General features: G+C 66.5%; 17 protein-coding genes and 1 pseudogene. 11 read left to right on the top strand and 7 right to left on the bottom strand.

Going from position 1 to position 21809, the window contains the following annotated elements:
- Positions 1 to 652: 652 nt before the first annotated feature.
- Together B3T59_RS04875 and B3T59_RS04870 are read right to left on the bottom strand one after the other, a co-directional pair.
- A complete protein-coding gene (locus B3T59_RS04875; protein ID WP_039855685.1) occupies positions 653 to 1468 on the bottom strand; it encodes a CPBP family intramembrane glutamic endopeptidase in 816 nt (271 codons plus the stop codon).
- 762 nt (positions 1469 to 2230) lie between these two features.
- Positions 2231 to 3034 (bottom strand): DUF2470 domain-containing protein, encoded by an 804-nt coding sequence (locus B3T59_RS04870; protein ID WP_039855686.1) that lies wholly within the window; start codon positions 3032 to 3034, stop codon positions 2231 to 2233.
- Between the two features lie 238 nt (positions 3035 to 3272).
- Here B3T59_RS04870 and pheA point away from each other — a divergent pair, with 238 nt between their 5' ends.
- Together pheA and B3T59_RS04860 are read left to right on the top strand one after the other, a co-directional pair.
- Positions 3273 to 4256, top strand: coding sequence for a prephenate dehydratase (pheA, locus tag B3T59_RS04865; protein WP_287001607.1), 984 nt, complete (start codon positions 3273 to 3275; stop codon positions 4254 to 4256).
- Complete coding sequence (locus B3T59_RS04860; protein WP_287001606.1) at positions 4256 to 4927, top strand: histidine phosphatase family protein; 672 nt, start codon at positions 4256 to 4258, stop codon at positions 4925 to 4927. The genes pheA and B3T59_RS04860 overlap by 1 nt, the downstream gene beginning before the upstream one ends.
- Positions 4928 to 5476: 549 nt before the next feature.
- On the opposite strand, the gene B3T59_RS04855 is transcribed toward B3T59_RS04860, so the two are convergent.
- Together B3T59_RS04855 and B3T59_RS04850 are read right to left on the bottom strand one after the other, a co-directional pair.
- Entirely contained in the window at positions 5477 to 5827 is a 351-nt protein-coding gene (locus B3T59_RS04855) for a metallopeptidase family protein (RefSeq protein ID WP_005206192.1), read from the bottom strand.
- Between the two features lie 14 nt (positions 5828 to 5841).
- The gene (locus B3T59_RS04850) at positions 5842 to 7134 is read right to left on the bottom strand and encodes a septum formation family protein (protein WP_039855690.1); all 1293 of its coding nucleotides are present in this window, start codon (positions 7132 to 7134) and stop codon (positions 5842 to 5844) included.
- A gap of 64 nt (positions 7135 to 7198) precedes the next feature.
- On the opposite strand from B3T59_RS04850, the gene B3T59_RS04845 reads away from it, so the two are divergent.
- From B3T59_RS04845 to B3T59_RS04830, 4 genes are all read left to right on the top strand, one after another.
- Positions 7199 to 7594, top strand: coding sequence for an ankyrin repeat domain-containing protein (locus B3T59_RS04845; RefSeq protein WP_039855714.1), 396 nt, complete (start codon positions 7199 to 7201; stop codon positions 7592 to 7594).
- Between the two features lie 54 nt (positions 7595 to 7648).
- The gene (gene serS, locus B3T59_RS04840) at positions 7649 to 8917 is read left to right on the top strand and encodes a serine--tRNA ligase (RefSeq protein WP_287001605.1); all 1269 of its coding nucleotides are present in this window, start codon (positions 7649 to 7651) and stop codon (positions 8915 to 8917) included.
- Between the two features lie 56 nt (positions 8918 to 8973).
- Entirely contained in the window at positions 8974 to 9888 is a 915-nt protein-coding gene (locus tag B3T59_RS04835; RefSeq protein WP_287001604.1) for an EamA/RhaT family transporter, read from the top strand.
- A gap of 66 nt (positions 9889 to 9954) precedes the next feature.
- The gene (locus tag B3T59_RS04830; protein WP_064861559.1) at positions 9955 to 10809 is read left to right on the top strand and encodes a DMT family transporter; all 855 of its coding nucleotides are present in this window, start codon (positions 9955 to 9957) and stop codon (positions 10807 to 10809) included.
- A gap of 394 nt (positions 10810 to 11203) precedes the next feature.
- Here B3T59_RS04830 and B3T59_RS04825 read toward each other — a convergent pair whose 3' ends face one another.
- A complete protein-coding gene (locus B3T59_RS04825; protein ID WP_005206210.1) occupies positions 11204 to 12931 on the bottom strand; it encodes a glycerol-3-phosphate dehydrogenase/oxidase in 1728 nt (575 codons plus the stop codon).
- 85 nt (positions 12932 to 13016) lie between these two features.
- On the opposite strand from B3T59_RS04825, the gene B3T59_RS04820 reads away from it, so the two are divergent.
- Positions 13017 to 14015, top strand: coding sequence for a sugar-binding transcriptional regulator (locus B3T59_RS04820; RefSeq protein WP_064861558.1), 999 nt, complete (start codon positions 13017 to 13019; stop codon positions 14013 to 14015).
- Positions 14016 to 14041: 26 nt separating this feature from the next.
- Here B3T59_RS04820 and glpK (B3T59_RS04815) read toward each other — a convergent pair whose 3' ends face one another.
- The gene (glpK, locus tag B3T59_RS04815) at positions 14042 to 15559 is read right to left on the bottom strand and encodes a glycerol kinase GlpK (protein WP_064861557.1); all 1518 of its coding nucleotides are present in this window, start codon (positions 15557 to 15559) and stop codon (positions 14042 to 14044) included.
- Positions 15560 to 15610: 51 nt separating this feature from the next.
- Complete coding sequence (locus tag B3T59_RS04810) at positions 15611 to 16456, bottom strand: MIP/aquaporin family protein (RefSeq protein ID WP_287001603.1); 846 nt, start codon at positions 16454 to 16456, stop codon at positions 15611 to 15613.
- Positions 16457 to 16685: 229 nt separating this feature from the next.
- Here B3T59_RS04810 and B3T59_RS04805 point away from each other — a divergent pair, with 229 nt between their 5' ends.
- The 4 genes and pseudogenes from B3T59_RS04805 (at position 16686) to B3T59_RS04790 (ending at position 21805) form a co-directional block, all read left to right on the top strand.
- Positions 16686 to 17312 carry an IclR family transcriptional regulator gene (locus tag B3T59_RS04805; protein ID WP_287001602.1) on the top strand — a complete coding sequence of 209 codons (627 nt, stop codon included), beginning with the start codon at positions 16686 to 16688 and terminating at the stop codon, positions 17310 to 17312.
- Entirely contained in the window at positions 17221 to 17445 is a 225-nt protein-coding gene (locus B3T59_RS04800; protein ID WP_287001601.1) for an IclR family transcriptional regulator domain-containing protein, read from the top strand. Before B3T59_RS04805 ends, B3T59_RS04800 begins: the two co-directional genes overlap by 92 nt.
- A complete protein-coding gene (gene glpK, locus B3T59_RS04795) occupies positions 17442 to 18947 on the top strand; it encodes a glycerol kinase GlpK (protein ID WP_005206219.1) in 1506 nt (501 codons plus the stop codon). The genes B3T59_RS04800 and glpK (B3T59_RS04795) overlap by 4 nt, the downstream gene beginning before the upstream one ends.
- A gap of 273 nt (positions 18948 to 19220) precedes the next feature.
- Positions 19221 to 21805, top strand: a pseudogene (locus B3T59_RS04790) (ATP-dependent Clp protease ATP-binding subunit).
- The last annotated feature ends 4 nt before the right edge of the window (positions 21806 to 21809 follow it).

Raw genomic sequence — 21809 nt, 5'->3', positions numbered from 1 at the left:
GGGGGGGGGGCGGGCCCCGGGCGGGGGGGGCGGGGGGGGGCCCCGGGCCCCCGCCGCGGCGGCCGCTGCTGCGCCGACCGCGGCGTGCGAGGGCTTGGGGTTCACGGGTCCGGCGTGATCTGCGCCGCGCGGGGAGGGCTGTCGTGAGGGTCCGGGAGGCGCGGGGCGTCGAGGACTCGGTTGCGGGGGCCGGGCACGATCGGGCGCCGCCGACCACGCCAACGGTGGCTGGTACTCCGCAGCGCGTCGACCCCGATCGTTTCCGTTGGCCCCCGGCACCTGGCGGGTCGGGTCGTAGGCATTTGGGGGTGCGGCGTTCGGGGGTGCGGCGTTTGGATGGGCGCCGTTTGGGGACGCGGGACGTCGAGGCTGTCCCTGTTGCCGTGGGTCGCCCTGGCGAGCGGGATGCGGTGCGGGAGTGCGAGGTCGTTGGTCAGCGGGCGGCTGCGGTGCGGGATTTCGCCGCTGACCTGCGGGAGCGCGGTCTCTTCCAGGCGGCACGGGCGCCGGATTCCGCGGCTGCTGCTCGTGCGGCGACGGACCACCGCGGCGCCGCATGTAGCGCGGATCTGGCTCGTTCATCAGATCAAATGTACGCGGGCGCCTGGGCACCAAGCGTCATTCACACAGCGCACGGGCCGATCGCGTGTGCTCAGCCGACCCAACCGAGGTGATCGTGGAGCAGTGCGTACCCGACGAACGCCACGACGTCGATCACCGCGTGCGCGATGACCAGCGGCCACACCCGGTTGGCGAGCTGGTAGTAGCGCCCGAAGACGAGACCCATCACGACGTTCCCGATGCCCGCGCCGACACCCTGGTACAGGTGATAACCCCCACGCAGTAGGGCGCTCGCGGCCAACGACGCGTTCTCCGACGCGCCGAGCTGTCGCAGCCGCGTGATGAAGTAGGCGACGACGATGATCTCCTCTGCGGCGGCATTGCCGATTGCGATGGCGATCAGCACCGGCCAATGCCACCACGGACCGTCGACCTCGCTGGGGACGAGGTGAGCGTTCATTCCGAGAGCTCGTGCCGCGGCGACGAGCGCCAACCCGGGCAGTCCGATCGCGGCAGCGAGCACAAGACCCGGCGGGACGTCGCGGCCGCTGAGGCGGGCGAGTCCCACGGTGCGCAGGCGCAGGCCGGACCGCCAGAGGAGATAGACGCCCAGTCCGGCGATCGCGAATAGTCGTAGCACGCTCATGAGCTGCCGCAGGAAATCGATCAGCCCGACGGACGAGCGGCTCGGATTGAGTGCGACCGTCGCGTTGCCGACACCGCTGGTCAGCTGCAGTTCGATCAGCGAGAGGATCGCCGAGATCGCCGAGAAACCGAAGGTCAGCACGCCGACGATGACGAGTTCGACGATCAACGCACGCCGCTCGCGGGGGTCGTCGACCACCTCGACGACTCGCTGCGGCGCTGGTCGGAGGATCGCACCGACCCCGCGCCTCACGTCGACCATGGCCGACAGCCTACGGCGCCGGGCTGGGGCGGGGTTGGGCTGGAACCCGGGGAAGGGTCGCGCGGGTGGGCCGGACCCCGTGGGGGTGCGTGGCCGTCGCGCAGAAACTAGGGGAAGAGTGCGCGGCGGCGAGCTGGACCCCGTGGGGTGCGTTGCCGTCGTGCAGAAACTAGGGGAAGGGTTCTTTCCCCGACTCTTGTACCTTTGCTCGAGTTGTTTCGCGCGGAAGGGCAAGCGACTAGGGGAAGGGTCGCGCGGCCGCGCTGGAACCCGGGGAAGGGTCGCGCCGTCAGTCGGGAACTCGGGGAAGAGTTGCGCGACCGCGCTGGAACCCGGGGAAGGGTCGCGCCGTCAGTCGGGAACCCGGGGAAGAGTTGCGCGGCGGTGGGCTGACCGCCGCTGTGGGTGTGGGCCGTCGTGCAGAAACTAGGGGAAGGATTCTTTCCCCGACTCTTGTACCTTTGCTCGATTTGTTTCGCGCGGAAGGGCAAGCGACTAGGGGAAGAGTCGCGCGGCCGCGCTGGAACTGGGGGAAGGGTTGCGCGAGCGGGCTGGAACTCGGGGAAGAGTTGCGCGGCCGCGCTGAAACTCGGGGAAGAGTCGCGCGGCCGCGCTGAAACCCGAGGAAGAGTCGCGCGGCCGCGCTGGAACCCGGGGAAGAGTCGGGCGCGCGGTCGGGCAGCCCTCCCGACCGCGCGCCCTGGCAGTCCAGTCGATCTAGACGAGGGGGTCTTCTGATTCGACTGGGCGGGGGTGGTCTAGTTAATCCGGCAGGCTGTTCATAAACGGACAGCCGGCCAGGTTGCGCAGTGCTCGCGACAACTCGCTGACGTCGTTCACCGGATGGGGGAACGGGAGTCGGACGTCGGAGTCGCCGGCCGAACCCTCGACGCGGAACCGTAGTCCGAAGCGGTCGAGTCCGAGTGGGCGTACCCGGCCCTGCCGCAGGTGACGCGGAAGTCGACGTGCGAGTTGGTCGACGATGTCGGCGTGCGCGGCGTCGAGGTGACTGATCCAGTCGTTCTCGTACTCCCAGAACGGATCCGGCTCTGCGCGAGCGAGTTCGTCTGCGGCGACCGACGCCGCACCCGCGCCGCATGCGACAACGGCGGTCTCGATCTGCAGTCGCATCATCGACCGCCCGTGACCGATGTCGAGGAGTCCTTCGTCGGGGTGCTCGGTGGCGATCTCGACGGCGAGGTCGCGTTCGAGATTGGCCGGGACGTGGTGCAGGCGTCCGTTGAGCCAGATCAGGGAGCGGACCCGTTCGCGCAGGTCGATGGGTGCGCAGTCGGTGACCTCGACCATCGCGGGCAAGCCGTCGGGACTCTCGACGGCCGCTCGCATCGCCGGTCCCCCGGTGGGGACCAGGATGAACGCCTGCGTGTCGAAGAGGTGGACCAGGTCGACCTGGGTCGGGGTGGCGAGGTCGGCCTCGTGGCTGTGCAGTGCACTCTGCGACGGCTCGACGGGTGATTCGACGGCCAGCATCGCGCTTCCCGCCCTTCGACATGCGGTGGCGATGACCTCGGCGTCCGTCGGTCTGTCGGTGACGGCTCGTGTCATGCGGTACTCACTCCCGGTCGGCTGATGTGCTGTCCAGCTCATAATAGGTAACCCTAACCTAAAGTCGCTTCGGGTGATCCGTCAATGGTTGCAATCGCGTGGAATCTGACGAGGGGGCTGCCGCTTTCGGTGCAGCGCTCGGCGTCGAGCGGGCGCTTCTTCGACGTTTCGTCGACGGTCGACGGTTTGTCTGCGCAGGTCAGGGAGATGTTCACTTTGTGTCGACTAAGCTCGGGTCGTGTCAGTGTTCGCGTACTTCGGTCCGGCAGGGACCTTCACCGAGATGGCGTTGGACAAGATCCTCGCGACCGAAACGGGCGCCGCAGGGGTTCCGCGCCGCGACGACAGTGACGAGGTGTCCAAGGTGGCGGCGCCCAGTCCGGCCGCCGCGATCGCGATGGTCCGCGCCGGAGACGCCGACTTCGCGTGCGCGCCCATCGAGAGTTCGCTCGAGGGATCGGTACCGGCGACGATGGATGCGCTCGTCCCGGACGGTTCCAAGCGTGTGCAGGTCGTCGCCGAAACCGTGCTCGACGTCGCATTCGCCATCGCCGCTCGCACGGCCATCGATGCGTCGCAGGTGAAGCGGATCGCCGCATACCCCGTCGCGTCGGCCCAGGTCCGATCCTCCGTCGAAAAGCTCTATCCGGGAGCTGAATTCGTCATCGCGTCATCGAATGCCGGTGCGGCACAAGATGTTGCGGCAGGGAAGGCAGACGCCGCGGTGACCACGCGCCTGGCGGCAGAACTGTCGGAGCTGACCGTGATCGCCGACGACGTGTCGGATGCTGTCGACGCCACGACGCGATTCCTTCTCGTCGGCCGACCGGTCTCGCCGCCGCCGAGGACCGGCGCCGACCGCACCGCCGTCATCCTCGAACTTCCGAACGAGCCCGGTAGCCTCATGTCGGCGATGAATCAATTCGCCTCGCGTGGAATAGATCTCACTCGAATCGAATCTCGACCTCGGCGCGATCCGGATACCGGCGAGTCCAATCCCGGACAGTATCGATTCTTCCTCGACGCCGTCGGACATATCGACGACGACGCGGTGGCCGAAGCGCTTCAAGCGCTCTATCGCGACGCCGAGCACATCGTGTATCTGGGGTCGTGGACGGCGCGCGGCGTGATCGGCTCGCCGCCGCCGGATCATCGACCGGGCATGGAGTGGGTCTCGGCGATGCGTCGAGGAGATGGAGATGTCGAGGATGGTGATGACTGATGGCCCGTCTGTATTTGGTTCGCCACGGCGAGACAACGTCGAACGTGATGCGTCGACTCGACACCGCACTACCCGGCGCCGCGCTCACCGATTTCGGTGTGCGACAAGCAGTTCGGTACGGCTTGGAGAATCAGGTCGAGCGCACCGATGACGCCGGGCCGGTGCTGCTGAGTTCGCAGGCGACGCGCGCCCAGCAGACCGCAGAGGTTATCGCGTCGGTGTGGGGCGCCGACGCCGAAGTCGTGCCCGGGGTGCACGAGGTGCAGGCCGGCGAGCTCGAGGACCGCACCGACGACGAGGCGCACGGCGTCTTTCGCGAGATCCTCGACCGCTGGTACTCGGGCGACCCCGACGCCCCGATCCCCGGCGGCGAGTCGCTCACGATGGTGTTCGAGCGGTACCTGCCCGCGGTCACCGACCTCGCGCAGCGCTACCTCAGCGGACCCGACGCCCGCGACGTGTACCTGGTCAGCCACGGCGCGGCGATTCGACTCGTCGCCGCACACCTCGCGGGCATCGACGGAAAGTTCGCTGCCGCAACGCATTTGCCCAACACCGGCTCCGTCGAGTTGGAGTACGCCGACGGCCTGTGGGTCCCGCACCGCTGGGGCGCCACCCGCGCCCCGTTCGCACTCGTCGACGAGCCCCTCGTCGCCGACCCGATGGGGTAGGTGGCCGGGGCGCGCGGCGGTTGCGTGGGACCGGGGCGGGCCGTGCCGGCGCTCCGACGCGCGGGAAGTAGGGGAAGGTTTGTGCCGCTGGGGGTTCAGCCCCGCGGGGCGTGCGCGCCGTCGTGCGGGAAGTAGGGGTGCGGGAAGTAGGGGTGCGGGAAGTAGGGGTGCGGGAAGTAGGGGTGCGGGAAGTAGGGGAAGGGTTCTTTCCTCGGGTTGTGTACGTTTCCGTGAGAAACAACGCGAGCAAAGGCACGAGAGTCGGGGAAAGAATCTTTCCCCTAGTTTCTGCGCGGCGCGGTGCACCCACCGCCGGGTTCAGCGCTGCGCCGTGCAGGTCGGCGGGGTTCTGCGCGACGTCGCGCAACTCTTCCCCTAGTTCCAGCGCGCTGGCGTGGCTCTTCCCCGGGTCCCGTGCCCTTGCGCGAGAAACAACTCGAGCAAAGGCACAAGAGTCGGGGAAAGGTTCTTTCCCCTAGTTTCTGCGCGACGCGGCGCGACCTCCGCGCCCCGGCCCGCGCCCAACTCCGACGCGCCGCGCTCCTACCCTCAGCCCCAGCCGTGCGCGTGGAGCCAGGCGTCGTCGATGCCGAAGTGGTGGGCGATTTCGTGGATCACCGTGACCGCGACCTCGTGGACGACCTGCTCGCGGGTGTGGCACATCCAGAGGATCGGCTCGCGGTAGATGGTGATGGTGTCGGGTAGGAAGCCGCCGTAGTCGTGGTCGCGGCTGGTGAGCGCGACGCCCGAGTACAGCCCGAGAATGTTCGGCAACTCGGGGTTGTTCGGCTCGACGAGGATCACCACGTTGTCGATGGCGTCGGTCAGTTCCTTCGGGATGGTGTCGAGTGCATCGGACACCAGGCCCTCGAACTCGTCGTCGGACATGGCGACGGGCATGGGTGTACTCCTGATCAGCCCGCGGGGGCGGGGACCTCTTCGGGGTTCGGTTGGATGCCGGGCGGTAGTGGGACCGGTGTGGGCAGGACTCGGCCGGGGGGTGCCTGCGGCGGCGGTGCCGGGAGCTTGCCGTTGATCAGGAGTGTCTGGCGCGCGTCGCCGACGAGCGTCGCGAATCCGCCGCGGTCGGGCAACCCGATGTAGCAGACCACCTTGCGGCTGCCCGCGAGCCAGCTCGGCTCGCTGATCACCGACCACTGCGTGTTGAGCGTGGTGGCGTCGAGCTTCTCCTTGCCGCCGAGGAATCGCTGCGCCTGCGCGGGGCAGATTCCGGCCAAGAACTTGTTCTGCTCGTCGATCTGCGGCCACGGCTTGCCCGACGTCCGGTTGCCGAAACGTGCAGACAGGTCGACGATGCCGGTCGTCTGGAACGCGTGCGGCTCACTGCAGCCGACGACCGTGGCGGGCACCGTGGGGCGTCGAGTCTGCTGATCGATACCGATGCACGTGCCCGGTGGCCACGAGAACGATTGGTCGTTGTCGACGACGCGGCCGGTCACCTGGTCGGGCTGACCACCCTTGCCGGTCTGCTGCAGTCCGCAGCGTAGTTCGCGAGCGCCCTTGTCCCACTGCGCTTGTGAGGGGAACATCATGCCGACGGAGAAGCGCCCCTGGGGATCGAGTTTGCCCTGCAGATAGTCGTCGACGATGACCGGGCATTGCTCGTCGCGGATCGCGGCGAATCGCTCGGCGCCGGGCCACGCCGCGGAGTCGCCGAATTCCGATCCGGGAAGGACCGCGGTGTTGAGCGGACCGGCAACCTCGAAGCGATGCGGTTGGTCGCACCCCACCTTCGACGGCTGGCCGGGCTGCCCGTCGGGCCAATCGAGGCAGTCGCCCGCGACCGACCGAGTGAACGCGTTCTGTGTCAGGCGCTCGTTCTCGCCGATGTCGGTGCTTCCGACGTTCCCGTTGTCGGTGAACGAGCCGAGCGCAAACGCGATGCCGCCCGCGACGATCGCACCGATCACGATCGCCGCCAGCACCACCCGCATCGGGTTCGCGGCGAGCGCTCCAGTCACCCCGCGTCGACGCGTGGGTTCTGCGGTGGCGGCGTCGTCGGCGACGGGTCGCTCGGCCTCCGGTCGGTCACTCTCACCGGCCCCAGCCTCAACACCCGCTTCGTCGGCGATGGGTTCGAACTCTTCGGTGACCGGCTCGAGCTGCTCGGTGACCGGTTCGACGTGGTCGGTCGCCGAGGGGTCGGGCGTCTCGTCGTCGGACACCTTGTCGGGATCGTCGTTCATCGGCATCCATCATGCACTTTCCGAGCGTCCGGGTGCGCCGATACCTGTGCTTAGACTCGGACGGGTGAGCGCAGACGACCCCGAACCGAGTGCCGACGTCCAGGAACTGGCCGGACGACTCTTCGACATGGCCCGCTCGGGCGACGCCGCATCGCTTGCCGCCTACCTCGACGCCGGAGTGCCCGTTGACCTGCGCAATCAGTCGGGTGACTCGCTGCTGATGCTCGCCGCCTACCACGGGAACGTCGAGGCGGTGACCGCTCTCGCCGAGCGCGGCGCCGACGCCGACCTCGCCAACGACAAGGGCCAGACGCCCCTTGCGGGTGCCGTGTTCAAGGGATTCGACGACGTCGTCGCGGCATTGGTGAAGGCCGGAGCCGACCCTTTCGCGGGAACCCCGAGCGCCGACGACGCGGCGTCGATGTTCGGCCGAGCCGACTATCGCGGGCACTGGCAGTAGGCGCGGCAACGTCCGACGATCCGCCCGCCGGGCGCTCCAGTATCGTTGACAGGCGTGATCGACCTCAAAATCGTCCGCGACGACCCCGACCTCGTCCGCGCCTCGCAGCGCGTCCGCGGAGAAGACCCCGGCCTCGTCGACGTTCTGCTCGACGCCGACTCGACGCGTCGATCAGCCATCGTCGAAGCCGACTCGCTGCGCTCCGAGCAGAAGGCGCTCGGTAAGCAGGTCGGCAAGGCGTCCGGCGACGAGAAGGCAGCGCTGCTGGCCAAGGGCAAAGAGCTCGCCGATCAGGTCAAGGCTGCGGTCGCGCGGCAGAACGAGGCAGACGAGGCCGCGTCGAATGCGCAGCGCGCGATCTCCAACATCGTCGAGGGCGCGCCTCCCGGAGGCGAGGACGACTACGTCGTTCTCGAGCACGTCGGTCAGCCGCGGGAGATCGAGAATCCCAAGGACCACCTCGAACTCGGTGAGTCGCTCGGCCTCATCGACATGGAGCGTGGCGCGAAGGTCTCCGGCTCGCGGTTCTACTTCCTGACCGGTCAGGGCGCGATGTTGCAGCTGGGACTGCTCACGATGGCCGCGCAGAAGGCCACGGCCAATGGATTCACGCTGATGATCCCGCCGGTGCTGGTCCGCCCGGAAGTGATGGGCGGAACCGGCTTCCTCGGCGCACACGCCGATGAGGTCTACCACCTCGACAAGGACGACGATCTCTACCTCGTCGGAACGTCGGAGGTGCCGCTCGCCGGCTACCACATGGACGAGATCATCGACCTCTCCGACGGCCCGAAGCGCTACGCCGGATGGTCGACGTGTTTCCGACGCGAGGCGGGTAGCTACGGCAAGGACACGCGCGGCATCATCCGCGTGCACCAGTTCGACAAGGTCGAGGGCTTCGTCTACTGCAAGCCCGAGGACGCCGCCGCCGAGCACCAGAAACTGCTCGGCTGGGAGAAGGAGATGCTCGCCGCGATCGACGTCCCATATCGGGTCATCGACGTTGCCGGAGGCGACCTCGGGTCGTCGGCCGCACGCAAATTCGACTGTGAGGCATGGGTTCCCACGCAGCAGACGTATCGCGAGCTGACCTCGACGTCGAATTGCACGACGTTCCAGGCGCGTCGCCTGTCTATTCGGTACCGCGATGAGTCGGGTAAGCCGCAGGTCGCCGCGACGCTGAACGGAACGCTCGCGACGACGCGGTGGATCGTCGCGATCCTGGAGAACCATCAGCAGGCCGACGGTTCGGTTGTGTTGCCCGACGAACTCGCGCGGTTCGTCGGTACCGACGTACTCAAGCCCCACGCCAAGACTCAGTAGCGCGGTATGACGCGTGGTGTGACGGCGACCTGGTCGCGGTGTGTGCTGGTGTCGCGATGACAATGGGAATCATCATCGCGGTGATCGGTGCGCTCTCGTTCGCGGCGGCATCTGTCCTGCAGGCGCTCGGCGCGGAGCGGGTGGCGCAGCGTGCTCAGCACAGGTCCGAATTGCGTTCGAACACACCACATCCGACGCTGCGCTCGACCGCTGCGACGATGCTGACGGTGCCGTTCCTCATCGGGTTTGCGTTTGACATCGTCGGTTTCATCGCGACGATCGTGTCCGCGCGACTGATCCCACTGTTCCTCTCGCAGACCATCATCTCCGCGCGCATGGTCGCGACCGCGGTGCTCGCCGCGATCGTGCTGAAGGTGACTCTCACTTGGAGAGAATGGGTTTCGGGTGCGGTGGTCATCCTCTCGCTGATCCTGCTCGCGATATCTGCCGGGCGCGAGGGCACCGACTACGACGCCTGGATGGGCTGGGCGACGCTGGTAGCCGGACCGTTGCTGATCGTGATCGGCATCGTGGGAGCGCGCGTGCTCAAGCGTCGAATCGCGGCTTTCGCGGGGCTCATCGCGGGCGCGATCTTCGGGGTCATGGCCGTGGCTTCCCGTGTGCTGACGGGTGTTTCACCGTTGCAGCCGGGAGTGCTTTTCACCGACCCCGCGCTCTATGCGCTCCTCATTAGTGGCATCGGCGGTTTCTATCTGTTCACCGTTGCGCTGCAGACGGGTTCGGTCAATGGCGCGGCCGCGGCGCTCGTCGTCGGACAAACGGTGCTGCCGGGCGCTGTTGGCATCATCTTTCTCGGCGACGTCACCCGCTCGGGCTGGGGGCCTGCCGCGATCGTCGCCTTCGTGGCCGCGGTCGTCGGCGGTGTGATCCTGGCATCGTCGGGCGCCGTGACCGCCGTCGAGAAAGCGGAATCGGTCAACCTGCCCGCCGGCTACGGGCACGGCAGCTGATACGTCGGGCCGTTGCGTTGCCATGAGGTCCCGTTCTCTCCACGCGGATGATGAATACTGAACCGCATGGTCATCGGCATCGTTGCTGCGATCCTCGCGGCGTTGGCGTACGGCACGGCGTCGGTGCTGCAGGCGCGCGGTGCGCAGAGTGTAGAGGACGGCACGGTCGGGGCAGCGCCGTCGTTGCGTTCGACGATCACGGCCATGCTCACGGTGTCGTTTCTGCTCGGACTGGTGCTCGATGTGGTCGGCTTCGCTGGAAACCTGGTCGCGGACAGGCTCACTCCGCTCTTCCTCGCGCAGCCCATCGTGAGTGCGAACCTGGTTGTCACCGCGGTGTTGGCGACGGTGGTCCTCGATGCCCGACTCAGCCGTCGAGAGTGGACCGCGGTGGCCGTCGTGGTGATCGCGCTCGTTGTGCTCGGTATCGGCGCTGGCGAAGAGGGGCACCGCGACCACAATTGGCTGCACTGGGCGCTACTCGGGGTAGGTGTCGGGCTCTTCGTGGCGGTCACTGCCGTGACCAGGGTGATTCCGAGGGGAGTCGCCGTTGTCGCGGGACTCGGCGGCGGTGCACTGTTCGGTCTGATGGCCGTGGCGATCAGGATTCTCGACGGCGTCGACCCGTTCGACGTCGGCGCGATACTCACCGACCCGGCCGCATACGCGGTGGCGATCTGCGGCGTCGGCGGGTTCTATCTGTTCACCGTCGCGCTGCAGACCGGGGCCGTCAGCGCCGCGGCGGCGTCGATCGTGGTCGGCGAAACGGTGGTTCCCAGCGCGCTGGGGATTGCGCTGCTCGGCGACAGCACACGTCCCGGCTGGGCGGTGCCGACGCTGATCGCGTTCGCCGCCGCGGTGAGCGGCGCGATCGTCGTCGCGACATCGTCCGCCGTCGAGGCGACGGAGTCCGCGGCCTGACGACGCAGGCCGCGGATGGAGCTGTGGCGCTGGACCACCGCTGATCGAGCTTGTCGAGATCACCAGCGGGGGCCCACCGCTGATCGAGCTGGACTACCGCTGATCGAGCTGAACTACCGCTGATCGAGCTTGTCGAGATCACTCGCCGCGCGGGGGTGGTTTCGACTCGGGTGTTCGCTGCGCTCACGCCCGCTCAACCAGCGGGGGTCAGCCGCCACCGCTGATCGGGCTGGACTACCGCTGATCGAGCTGAACTTCCGCTGATCGAGCTTGTCGAGATCACTTGCCGCAGCGGGTGTGGTTTCGACTTGGGTGTTCGCTGCGCTCACGCCCGCTCAACCAGCGGGGGCCTCCACCGCTGATCGAGCTTGTCGAGATCACCAGCGCCCGGCGGTCAGACGCTCGCCGCGCTGGCGGTCACCTGCACGCGGTGGGCGTCGTTGAGGTTCTCGACGGCCGCCTCGATTTCGGCGGCGCGCTGCTGGCCGTCCCAGCCGAGGATCTCGGCCATCGCGTCGCCGAGTTCGGTGAGTACGGCCGCGGTCACTCCGCCGACGAAGGCCAGATCTGTTCTGCGCAGCAGGATGTCGCTGATGTGGACGGCCTGCTCCGTCTCGATCATGTAGCGCAGCTCCGCCGTCGAGAGACCGCTGGCGGGCAGCGGTGCGTCGGGGCCGGCGGTGATCGCTGCGATGACCTCGCTGGCGCGGGTGCCGTAGCGGGTGAGCAACTCGTCGGCGCGGTCGGCGGGAACGTCGCCGCGTCGACTTGCCACCCATGCCCGACGTTGCGCGTCGGTGGTCGGGTAATCGCGGCCGCCGCCGATGGGCAGGCCGACGGTCGAGACCTGTCGGGCCGCGCCGAGCAGCTCCATGATGCGATCCGACAACTGCTCGCCGAGGGCGCGGAAGGTGGTCCACTTGCCGCCGACCAAGCTCAGCACGGGAACCGAAACCCCGGGCAGCTCAGTACGTTCGACGTTGTAGTCGCGCGAGACGAAGCCCGGCGTCGTGTCGTCGTGGCGGGGCAGCGGGCGGATGCCGGAGAACGAGTACACGATGTCGTCGCGGGAGACGGCGATATCGGGGAACACGTGCCTGATGAGGTCGAAGAAGTAGTCGATCTCGTCGTCGGTGCATCGCGTCGGCTTGCTCGGGTCGGCGTCGATGTCGGTGGTGCCCACCAGAACTCGATCCTTGAGCGGGTAGATCAGCACGATACGACCGTCGGAGTGCTCGAAAAAGATCTCGCGTCCACGAGTGGCCTCGACGAGGTCGGGGTGATCGAGAACGATGTGAGATCCCTTGGTGCCGCCCATGTATCGGGTGTCGCCGCCGAGCGCGTCGTTGGTGAGATCGGTCCACGGACCACTCGCGTTCACGATGACCTCGGCAGACACGGTGAACTGTTCACCGCTGACACGATCGGCGAGCACCACCTCGCCGTCGCGAATCGCGATGGCTTCGACGTGGTTGGTCGCACGGGCGTGCGGGCCGGTGGCCAGACCGTCCTTGAGGACGTCGAGTGCCAGACGCTCGGGATCGTGCACCGATGCGTCGAAATAGGTTGCGGTGTAACGAATGCCGGAGTTCAGTCGCGGCATGTCGGCGCGGGCCTTGTCGCCTGCGCGGAACTTGTGACGCGGCACCCGGCGCTTGCCCGCACCGGAGAAGGCGTCGTACATGACCAGTCCGGCCTTGATCAACGCCGCGCCCCGCTCGTTGGGTTTGCCGGTGTTGTGGGTGAGAAAACGCCTCGGCGCGTTGAGGATTCCGCTGAACGTCGAGAAGATCGGGACGGTGGTCTCGAGAGGCTTCACATAGTGGGGTGCGATCTCGAGGAGTCCGTTGCGCTCGTGCACCGACTCACGGACGAGTCGGAACTCGCCGTTCTCCAGGTAACGGATGCCGCCGTGGATCATGTGGCTCGACGCCGACGACGCGCCGCTGACCCAGTCGTCGCGCTCGACGAGCACGACGTCGATGCCCTGCAGTGCGAGGTCGCGGAAGGTGGAGATGCCGTTGATGCCGCCACCGATGATGAGGACCTGTGCCGACGGGCGCTCGGTGAGCGTCGCGACGCCTGGCCGGAGCGGTGCGGTCGAGGTGGTGTTTTCGGTCATGATTCCATCCTGATGGTCACTGCACATAAGAGCAATACTTCTGAACATATGTGCACGGGTGGGTTTTGCTGGTAGAACGTGTGGGGTGGAACGAGTCGCGGCCGACGATCCGAAGCGCACTGCACTCGCGGTGCGTGCGGCGCATCTGTACTACATGCAAGACCTCGACATGGCCGCCATCGGTCGCGAGATGGGCATGAGCCGCTCGTCGGTGTCGCGACTGCTGAGCTTCGCCCGCGCCACCGGCCTCGTCGACATCACGATCCACGCGCCGGCGGGTAGAACCGGCGAGGTTGCTGACGAGTTCGGCCGACGCTTCGGTGTCAACGCATCGGTCGTCCCGACGACCGCGCAGATGTCCGACGCCGACAGACTCGAGCGCGTCGGCCAAGAAGCCGCGCGTTCGCTGGGCAGGGCGCTGGAGGCCAATACGACGCTCGGCGTGGCCTGGGGTGCGACGATCAGCGTCGTCAGCAGACACGTTGTGCCCAAGGAACTGTGGAACACGCAGATCGTGCAACTCAACGGCGCGGGCAACCCGACGAGTTCGGGAATCGACTACGCCAGCGAGATCCTCCGCCGGTTCGCCACGGCGTATTCGGCTCGCGTGGAACAGTTTCCGGTGCCCGCGTTCTTCGACGACCCGAACACCAAGGTCGCACTGTGGCATGAGCGGAGTACCAAGCGAGTCCTCGACGTCCAGCAGATGATGAACGTGGCGCTCTTCGGACTCGGCGCCCCCGACGCCGACGTCCCCAGCCACGTCTACGCCGGTGGCTACCTCGAGCCCGCCGACTTCGCGTCGCTGCGCTCCGAGCGAGTCGTCGGCGACGTCGCGACGGTGTTCTACCGTCACGACGGCAGCGACGAGGGAATCGAGTTGAACAAGCGATCCTCCGGCCCGGACCTCGATGTGATCCGGGCCGTCCCCCGTCGTATATGTGTGGTGTCGGGAGAGTCGAAAGCCGCTGCGACAGAAGGTGCTTTCGCAGCGGGACTGATCACGGACATCGTGCTCGACGAGAACCTCGCCCGACTGCTCATCCACCGCGACACGACGCACCATGCGCGACGTGGCGGGTGAATGGCAGCCCGGCAACGGTGACATCGTCAGTCCACATCGACCCAGTCGAGCGTGCGCTCAACGGCCTTGCGCCACTGTTTGTAACCGGCTTCGCGCTGGTTCTTGTCCCACTCCGGCTCCCACCGGCGGGCTTCGTTCCAGTTCTCGCGCAGTTCGTCGGTGTTCTTCCAGACTCCGACGGCCAGCCCCGCCGCGTACGCTGCGCCGAGTGCGGTGGTCTCGGCCACGACCGGTCGGCTGACCGGGACGCCGAGCACATCGGCCTGGATCTGCATACACAGTTCGTTGGCGGTGACGCCGCCGTCGACCTTCAGAACATCAAGCGTCACACCGGAATCGGCGGTCATCGCCTCGGTGACGTCGCGCGTCTGATAGCAGATCGACTCCAGGGTGGCACGCGCGAGGTGCGCGTTGGTGTTGAACCGCGAGAGTCCGACGATCGCGCCGCGCGCATCCGACCGCCAGTACGGAGCGAACAGGCCGGAGAATGCGGGCACGAAGTAGACGCCGCCGTTGTCGTCGACCTGACGGGCCAGCGCTTCGGATTGTGATGCGCCGCTGATGATTCCGAGCTGATCGCGCAGCCACTGGACGGCGGAGCCGGTCACCGCGATCGAGCCCTCGAGTGCGTAGACGGGCTTGTCGTCGCCGAGCTGGTACGCGACGGTGGTCAGCAGACCTGACTTGCTGCGCACGATGTCGTTACCGGTGTTGAGCAACATGAAGTTGCCTGTGCCGTAGGTGTTCTTGGCCTCGCCGGGCGCGAAGCAGACCTGGCCGACGGTCGCTGCCTGCTGGTCGCCGAGCACACCGGTGATAGGAACCTCACCCGCAAGCGGTCCGGTCGACTCTGTGACACCGAAAGCCTTGGGGCTCGACGACGGCAGGATGTCGGGAAGCATCGCGCGCGGAATGTTGAACAGGGCCAACAGTTCGTCGTCCCAGTCGAGGGTCTCGAGGTTCATCAGCATGGTGCGGCTCGCGTTGGTCACGTCGGTGACGTGTTCGCCGCCGCGATAGCCGCCGGTGAGATGCCAGGTGAGCCAGGTGTCGGTGGTGCCGAAGATGGCGTCGCCGCTTTCTGCCGCCTCACGGACGCCCGGCACGTTCTCGAGGATCCACTGGATCTTGCCGCCGGCGAAGTAGGTGGCGGGCGGCAGTCCCGCTTTGTGTCGGATGGTGTCGCCGTGGCCGTTTCGTTCCAGGGCGCTGGCGATCTTGTCGGTGCGGGTGTCCTGCCACACGATCGCGTTGTAGTACGGACGTCCCGTTCGACGGTCCCAGACGACGGTGGTCTCACGCTGGTTGGTGATACCGAGGGCGGCCAGGTCGCTGGCCGTCAGTCCTGCTTTGCCGAGCGCTGTCTGGATGACGGCAGATGTCCGCTCCCAGATCTCGACCGGGTTGTGCTCGACCCAGCCGGCGCGGGGAAGGATCTGCTCGTGTTCGAGTTGATGGCGGGCGACCTCGTTACCTGCGTGGTCGAAGATCATGAATCGGGTGCTGGTGGTTCCCTGGTCGACGGAACCGACGAAATCTGGCATGGGTATGTCTCTCGTTCTCGATGAAGTCTGGGATCGGGGTGATGAGTGTGTTCAGTGTCGCGCGCTGACGTGCTCGGGTTCAGTGGGTTCGGAAACACCGATCTCCTGGCTGTCGTCGCCCTCGGTCGGCAGGAAGCGCTCGATGCCGAAGACGAAGATCGCGCCACCGATGAGCCCACCGATGATAGGCGCGACGATCGGTATCCAGAAGTAGAGTTCCGGACCGTTCGCGGAGTACATCGCGTCGCCGTAGCCGGTGATCAATGAGGCAAGTCGCGGACCGAAGTCACGCGCGGGGTTGATGGCGTAACCGGCGTTGGTGCCCCATGCCATGCCGATCGCGACGACGAGGATGCCGATGATGAGCGGCGCCATGTTGCCCAGCGGAGGATTGTTCACCACGCAGGTGAGGGCAAAGATCACGGCGACGAGGATCGCGGTGCCGACGATCTGGTCGATGAATGCGGTGGTCAGGGAGATGCCGCTGCCCGGGGACGTCGAGAAGATGCCCTGGGTCGCCTTGGTGTGGTCGGGGTCGATTGCCCTGATCTGATCGGCGTAGGTGTAGCGGACGATCAGCGCTCCGATGAACGCGCCGACCATCTGCGCGGCGATGAACGGCAAGACCTTGCGGCGGTCGAAGCCCTTGAACGCGGCCAGGGCGATGGTGACAGCGGGATTGAGGTGAGCGCCGCTGAGACGACCCGCGACGTAGACGGCGAGCGTGACGCCGAAGCCCCACGCAAACGCGATCGAGTTGTGGTCGCCCGCACCGAGCGCCTTGGGAAAGCCTCCGCAGCCGACCTGGGCGACCACGCCGCAGCCGAACAGGATGAGGATCATCGTGCCCAGACATTCGGCGGAGAGTTCACCCACCAGCGGGATTTTCTTCGTCATGGTTTCACTCCTTTGTGACCGGCTCGATGTCCTGATGGTGTCGTCGGTACCTGCCGGATGGAACAAAAACTAGGCCGACGGTGTGACCCAGATCAATGATTGCCGTTCGACAATGTCGAACGAAGGTCGGCCATTCTCGATCGCGGGGGCTGTAGACGGCCGTAAAGTCGAGCATCGACACACGTTCACAAGGCTCATAGGACCAGTGGGATCCGAGGGAGGAGGCAAGGTGCCGGGACCAATCCAGTCGATCCAGCGCGCCGCCGCCGCGCTCGACCTGCTCGAGCGCAGTCCGCGGTCGTTGTCGTTACGAGAAATCGCGACTGAGCTGGGCTTACCGAAGGCAACCGTGCACGGCATCCTCAGCACCCTCCTCGACATCGGCTACGTCGATCAGGACGAGGACGGCTCCTACCTCACCGGTGCGCACCACAACGGCGCGCCGTCGAATCTCGACGGCAACGTGTTGCGGTCGGCGGCGATGGGGTGGTGCGACACCCTGGCGGCAATGCTCGACATGCAGGTCTGGCTCGAGGTGCTCGACACCGACGCCGCAGTTGTGGTGCATCACGTCTTCAGGCCCGACGACTCGCCCCAGCGGATGCGCGTCGGCGAGCGCGTGCCGCTACATGCGTCGGCAGGCGGGAAGTTGCTCCTCGCCTACTCGCAGAATCGGGATCGATTGTTGCGCAACATGATTCTGGACAGGTTCACCTCGGACACGGTTGTCTCGCGCCACCGATCTCGCAGCCGAGATCGCCACCGTGCGTCAAACCGGATTGGCCACCGAACATGGCGAGTACGAACGCGGCAGTGCTGCGACGGCCATTCCCGTGCACGGGCGCAGGCCCGGTGAGATCGGCGCGCTCGTCGTGGTCGGACCACCGTCGACGATCTTTCGGTCGGGCACGCTGCCGCGCAACGTCGTGATCGATCAGATGCGACAGGCTGCGACGTCGATCGACCGGGAGTTGGGTGCTGCGCGGTGAGCGCGAAGGCCACCGACGGCTCGGTCGTCGCGGCGATCGATGTCGGGACGACGTCGTCACGCTGCATGCTCTTCGATAGGCACGGCCGCATGGTGTCGATCGCCCAACTCGAGCAGAAACAGACGTTCCCGCGGCCGGGTTGGGTGGAACAGAACGCGCACGAGCTGTGGGTCAACGTGCAGAAGGTCGTGCCCAAGGCGCTGGCCCTCGCCGGCCGGACGCCGTCGGACGTCGTGGCGCTCGGTGTTGCCAATCAGCGCGAGACGACGGTCATCTGGGATCGACGCACCGGACGCCCCCTCGCCCCTGCGATCACCTGGCAGGACACGCGCACCGGGCCGATGGTCGACCAGCTCGGCGAGCACGCCAGCGAGATCCGCGACGTGACAGGACTCGACCCGGCGACCTACTTCGCCGCGCCACGTCTGCGCTGGCTGCTCGACAACATCGGCGGCGCTGAAGCGTCGGCCCAGCACGGCGAGGTCTTGTTCGGGACGCTGGAGACCTGGCTCATCTGGAACCTGACCGGTGGCCCCAAGGGCGGTATCCACATCACCGACGTGACCAACGCCAGTCGCACCCTGTTGCTCGATCTTCGACGACGCGACTGGAGTTCACGGATGCTTCGTCTCCTCGACATCCCGGAGGCGATGATGCCGAGGGTCGTCGGCAGTAGTGAGGTGTACGCCAAGTGTGCTCGCGTGCTGCCGGGTGTGCCGATCGCGAGTGCGCTCGGCGATCAGCAGTCGGCGCTGTTCGGCCAGACCTGCTTCACTCCCGGCGACGTCAAATGTACCTATGGCACAGGCGCTTTCGTGCTGATGAACGTGGGAACGTCGATCGTTCCGTCGGCGCGTGGTCTCGTGCCGACCATCGCCTACAGCCTGCCGGGTGAGGCCCCGGTGTACGCACTCGAGGGTCCGATCGCGATGACGGGTTCGCTGGTGAGCTGGTGTCGGGATCAACTCGGCCTGATCGACACCGCGCCGGAGATCGAGACTCTCGCACGGACCGTCGACGACAACGGAGGCTGCTACGTGGTCCCTGCCTTCTCCGGACTCTATGCGCCGCACTGGAATTCGGAAGCCCGCGGGATCGTGACCGGGCTGACGTCGTATGTCACAAAAGGTCATCTTGCCCGCGCGGTGCTCGAGGCAACCGCGTGGCAGACAGCCGACGTCGTCGAAGCGATGCGCGACGTCGCCGGTATTCAACTGCAGCGGCTGGCTGTCGACGGCGGGATGACGGCGAACAACCTGCTCATGCAGCACGTCGCCGACGTCCTCGACGTCCCCGTCATCAGGCCCTTCGTCTCCGAGACAGTGTCACTGGGGGCGGCATACGCCGCGGGACTGGCCGTCGGCTACTGGGACGATCTCGATTCGCTGCGGGAGAACCGGCACGTCGCGGCCTCGTGGACGCCGTCGATGGATCCGCAGCGCAGACGCCGTGAAGCCGCGGGCTGGCAATCGGCGGTGCGTCGAGCTCTCGCCGACGTCTGAGCGTCGAGACCCGATCGAGATGCCGCGGGGTCGGGCGCATTGCAGATCTCGTGGCGAAGCTTCGACATAGCGGCTAACATCGGAACAGAGGTTCCTCTTCGCGTGACCGGGACGGACTAGCGACGTCCCGGGAGTTTGGTTGTTTCGGCACCGGCCGCGCCGCTGCTGCCGACACTTCCGCATGACTACCCGAAAACTGCGCGTGCCCACCTGAATTCGTGCCCACCCGAATTCGGACTCAGTGGCGTCGCGCCCGAGCGAAGTGAGGAAGCTTTGTCCGAGTCATGGTTTGGTAGCGACCCTTTCAGCAGCAACGACGCCTTCGGCGACATCTTCAACAGGTTCTTCGGCAGCAGCGGCACCCGTCCGCAGGTGCAGCGCGTCGACGTCAACCGATTGTTCAGTGACGACACCAAGCGACTGGTCTCGGCGGCCGCGCAGGCAGCCGTAGAGTGGGGGAACTCCGAGATCACACCCGAGCATCTCCTGTACGGTGCCACGCAGGTCGAGCCGTCGCGTTCGATCATCGAGCAGACCGGCCTCGACCCGGAAACCGTTGCCTCACAGATGCAGGCGATCTCGTCGGTCGACGGCGGGGGACCAGCGACGAGAACCCCGGTCTGAGTCCGGCGGCCCGGCAGGCGCTGCGCAACGCACAACAGCAGGCGGCGCGTGCGAACGTCGGATACGTGGGGCCCGAGCACGTACTCCTCGGCATCGCGATGTTGCCGTCCGACATCCCGGCCGCGCGAGTGTTGAAGGGCGGGGCGGGAATCGACGAGGGGCGCAAGGCGGAGGCCAAGCCCGCAGCGCAGTCGGACACCCCGACGCTCGACGAGTACGGGCGCGATCTGACCGAACAGGCCAGGGAGGGCAACGTCGATCCCGTGGTGGGTCGCAACGACGAGATCGAGGAGACCATCGAGATCCTCTCGCGGCGTCGTAAGAACAATCCGGTGCTGATCGGCGACCCCGGCGTCGGAAAGACGGCGATCGTCGAAGGTCTGGCGCAACGCATCGTCAACGGCGACGTGCCGTCGACGCTCGCCGGGCGACGCGTGATCGCGCTCGACATGAGTTCGATGGTCGCGGGCGCAAAGTATCGCGGCGAGTTCGAGGAGCGGCTCACCAAGGTGCTCGACGAGGTGCGCGAGCACTCCGACGAGCTCGTCCTGTTCATCGACGAGCTGCACACCATCGTCGGTGCAGGATCCGGCGGCGAGGGTTCGATGGACGCGGGCAACATGCTCAAGCCCGCGCTCGCCCGAGGTGAGTTGCACACCATCGGCGCAACGACGATCGACGAATACCGCAAGTACATCGAGAAGGATGCGGCGCTCGAACGTCGCTTCCAGCCGGTGATGATCTCCGAACCCTCCGTCGACGACACGATCCAGATTCTCGAGGGCCTCGCCGATGTCTACGAAGAACATCACCAGGTGCGATACACGAAGGAATCTCTCGTCGCCGCAGCGGAATTGACCGACCGCTACGTCACCGACAGGTTCATGCCGGACAAAGCGATCGACGTGATCGACCAGGCGGGTGCGCGGGTTCGGTTGCGTACCAAGACTCCCGACCCTGAGACACGGGAGTTCGAGGAGGAGGTCGCGCGTCTCGAACGGGAGAAGGAATCGGCCGTCGCCAACGAGGACTACGAGCGCGCGAACCAACTCAAGACCGAGATCGACGAGAAGCGCGCGAGTGCCGGTGCCGCGGGTCAGTCACCTACACCAGAGGTGACAGTCATGGACATCGCCGAGGTGGTGTCGAGGCAGACCGGAATCCCGGTGTCGGAGTTGACCACCGAGGAACGCGAGAAGTTGCTCGGTCTCGAGAACACGCTGCACGACAGGGTGATCGGCCAGGACAAGGCCGTGACCGCGGTGGCCGAGGCCGTGCGTCGGGCGCGGGCAGGACTCTCCGATCCCAACAGGCCGATCGGATCGTTCCTCTTCCTCGGACCGACCGGCGTCGGCAAGACGGAACTCGCGAAAGCCCTTGCCGCAGCGGTCTTCGGCGATGAGGACCGCATGATCCGCTTCGACATGAGCGAGTTCCAGGAGAAGCACAACGTCGCACGACTCGTCGGTGCACCTCCCGGATACGTCGGATACGACGACGCCGGTCAGCTCACCGACAAGGTTCGCCGTCAGCCGTATTCGGTGATCCTGTTCGACGAGATCGAGAAGGCGCACCCGGATGTGTTCAACGTGCTGCTGCAGTTGCTCGACGACGGTCGGGTGACCGACGGTCAGGGTCGCACAGTCGATTTCAAGAACACGCTGGTGATCATGACGAGCAACATCGGATCGGATCTCATCCTCAACGCACCCGACGGTGACGTGGAGAAGGTGGTCCCCGACGTGATGGATCTGCTGCGGCAACGATTCCGTCCCGAATTCCTCAACCGCATCGATGAGACCGTCGTATTCGATCGACTCGACAAGACGCAGCTACGCCAGATCGTCGACCTGACTCTCGACGGAACTCGACGCATGCTGAAGTCGCAGAGCATCGGGCTCGACGTGACCGACGCGGCGAAAGATCAACTCGCCGAAGAGGGTTATCAGCCGGAGTTCGGTGCGCGCCCACTGCGCAGGCTGATTCAGAAGCAGCTCGACAACGAGCTGTCGAACCTCGTGCTCAAGGGTTCGGTCGAACCCGGCGACACCGTCGTCGTCGATGCGGGCGAGCCGAGGCTCACCCTGTCGGTGAAGAAGGACGCAGCGGCCCAGGCGCCTGCCGACGAGCTCGCCGAGGCGCCCGCGAAGTCGGCAGAACCGGCGACGACTGATACGTCCGCTACAAAGGAATCCCAACAACCAGCCGCATCCGGTGCGGCACAGGAGAACTGACACA

This window comes from Gordonia sp. UBA7860 (assembly GCF_002500165.1).
Taxonomy (GTDB): domain Bacteria; phylum Actinomycetota; class Actinomycetes; order Mycobacteriales; family Mycobacteriaceae; genus Gordonia; species Gordonia sputi.
The sequence above is the reverse complement of the archived record's forward strand: the minus strand, read 5'-3'. Positions and strand labels throughout refer to the sequence as shown.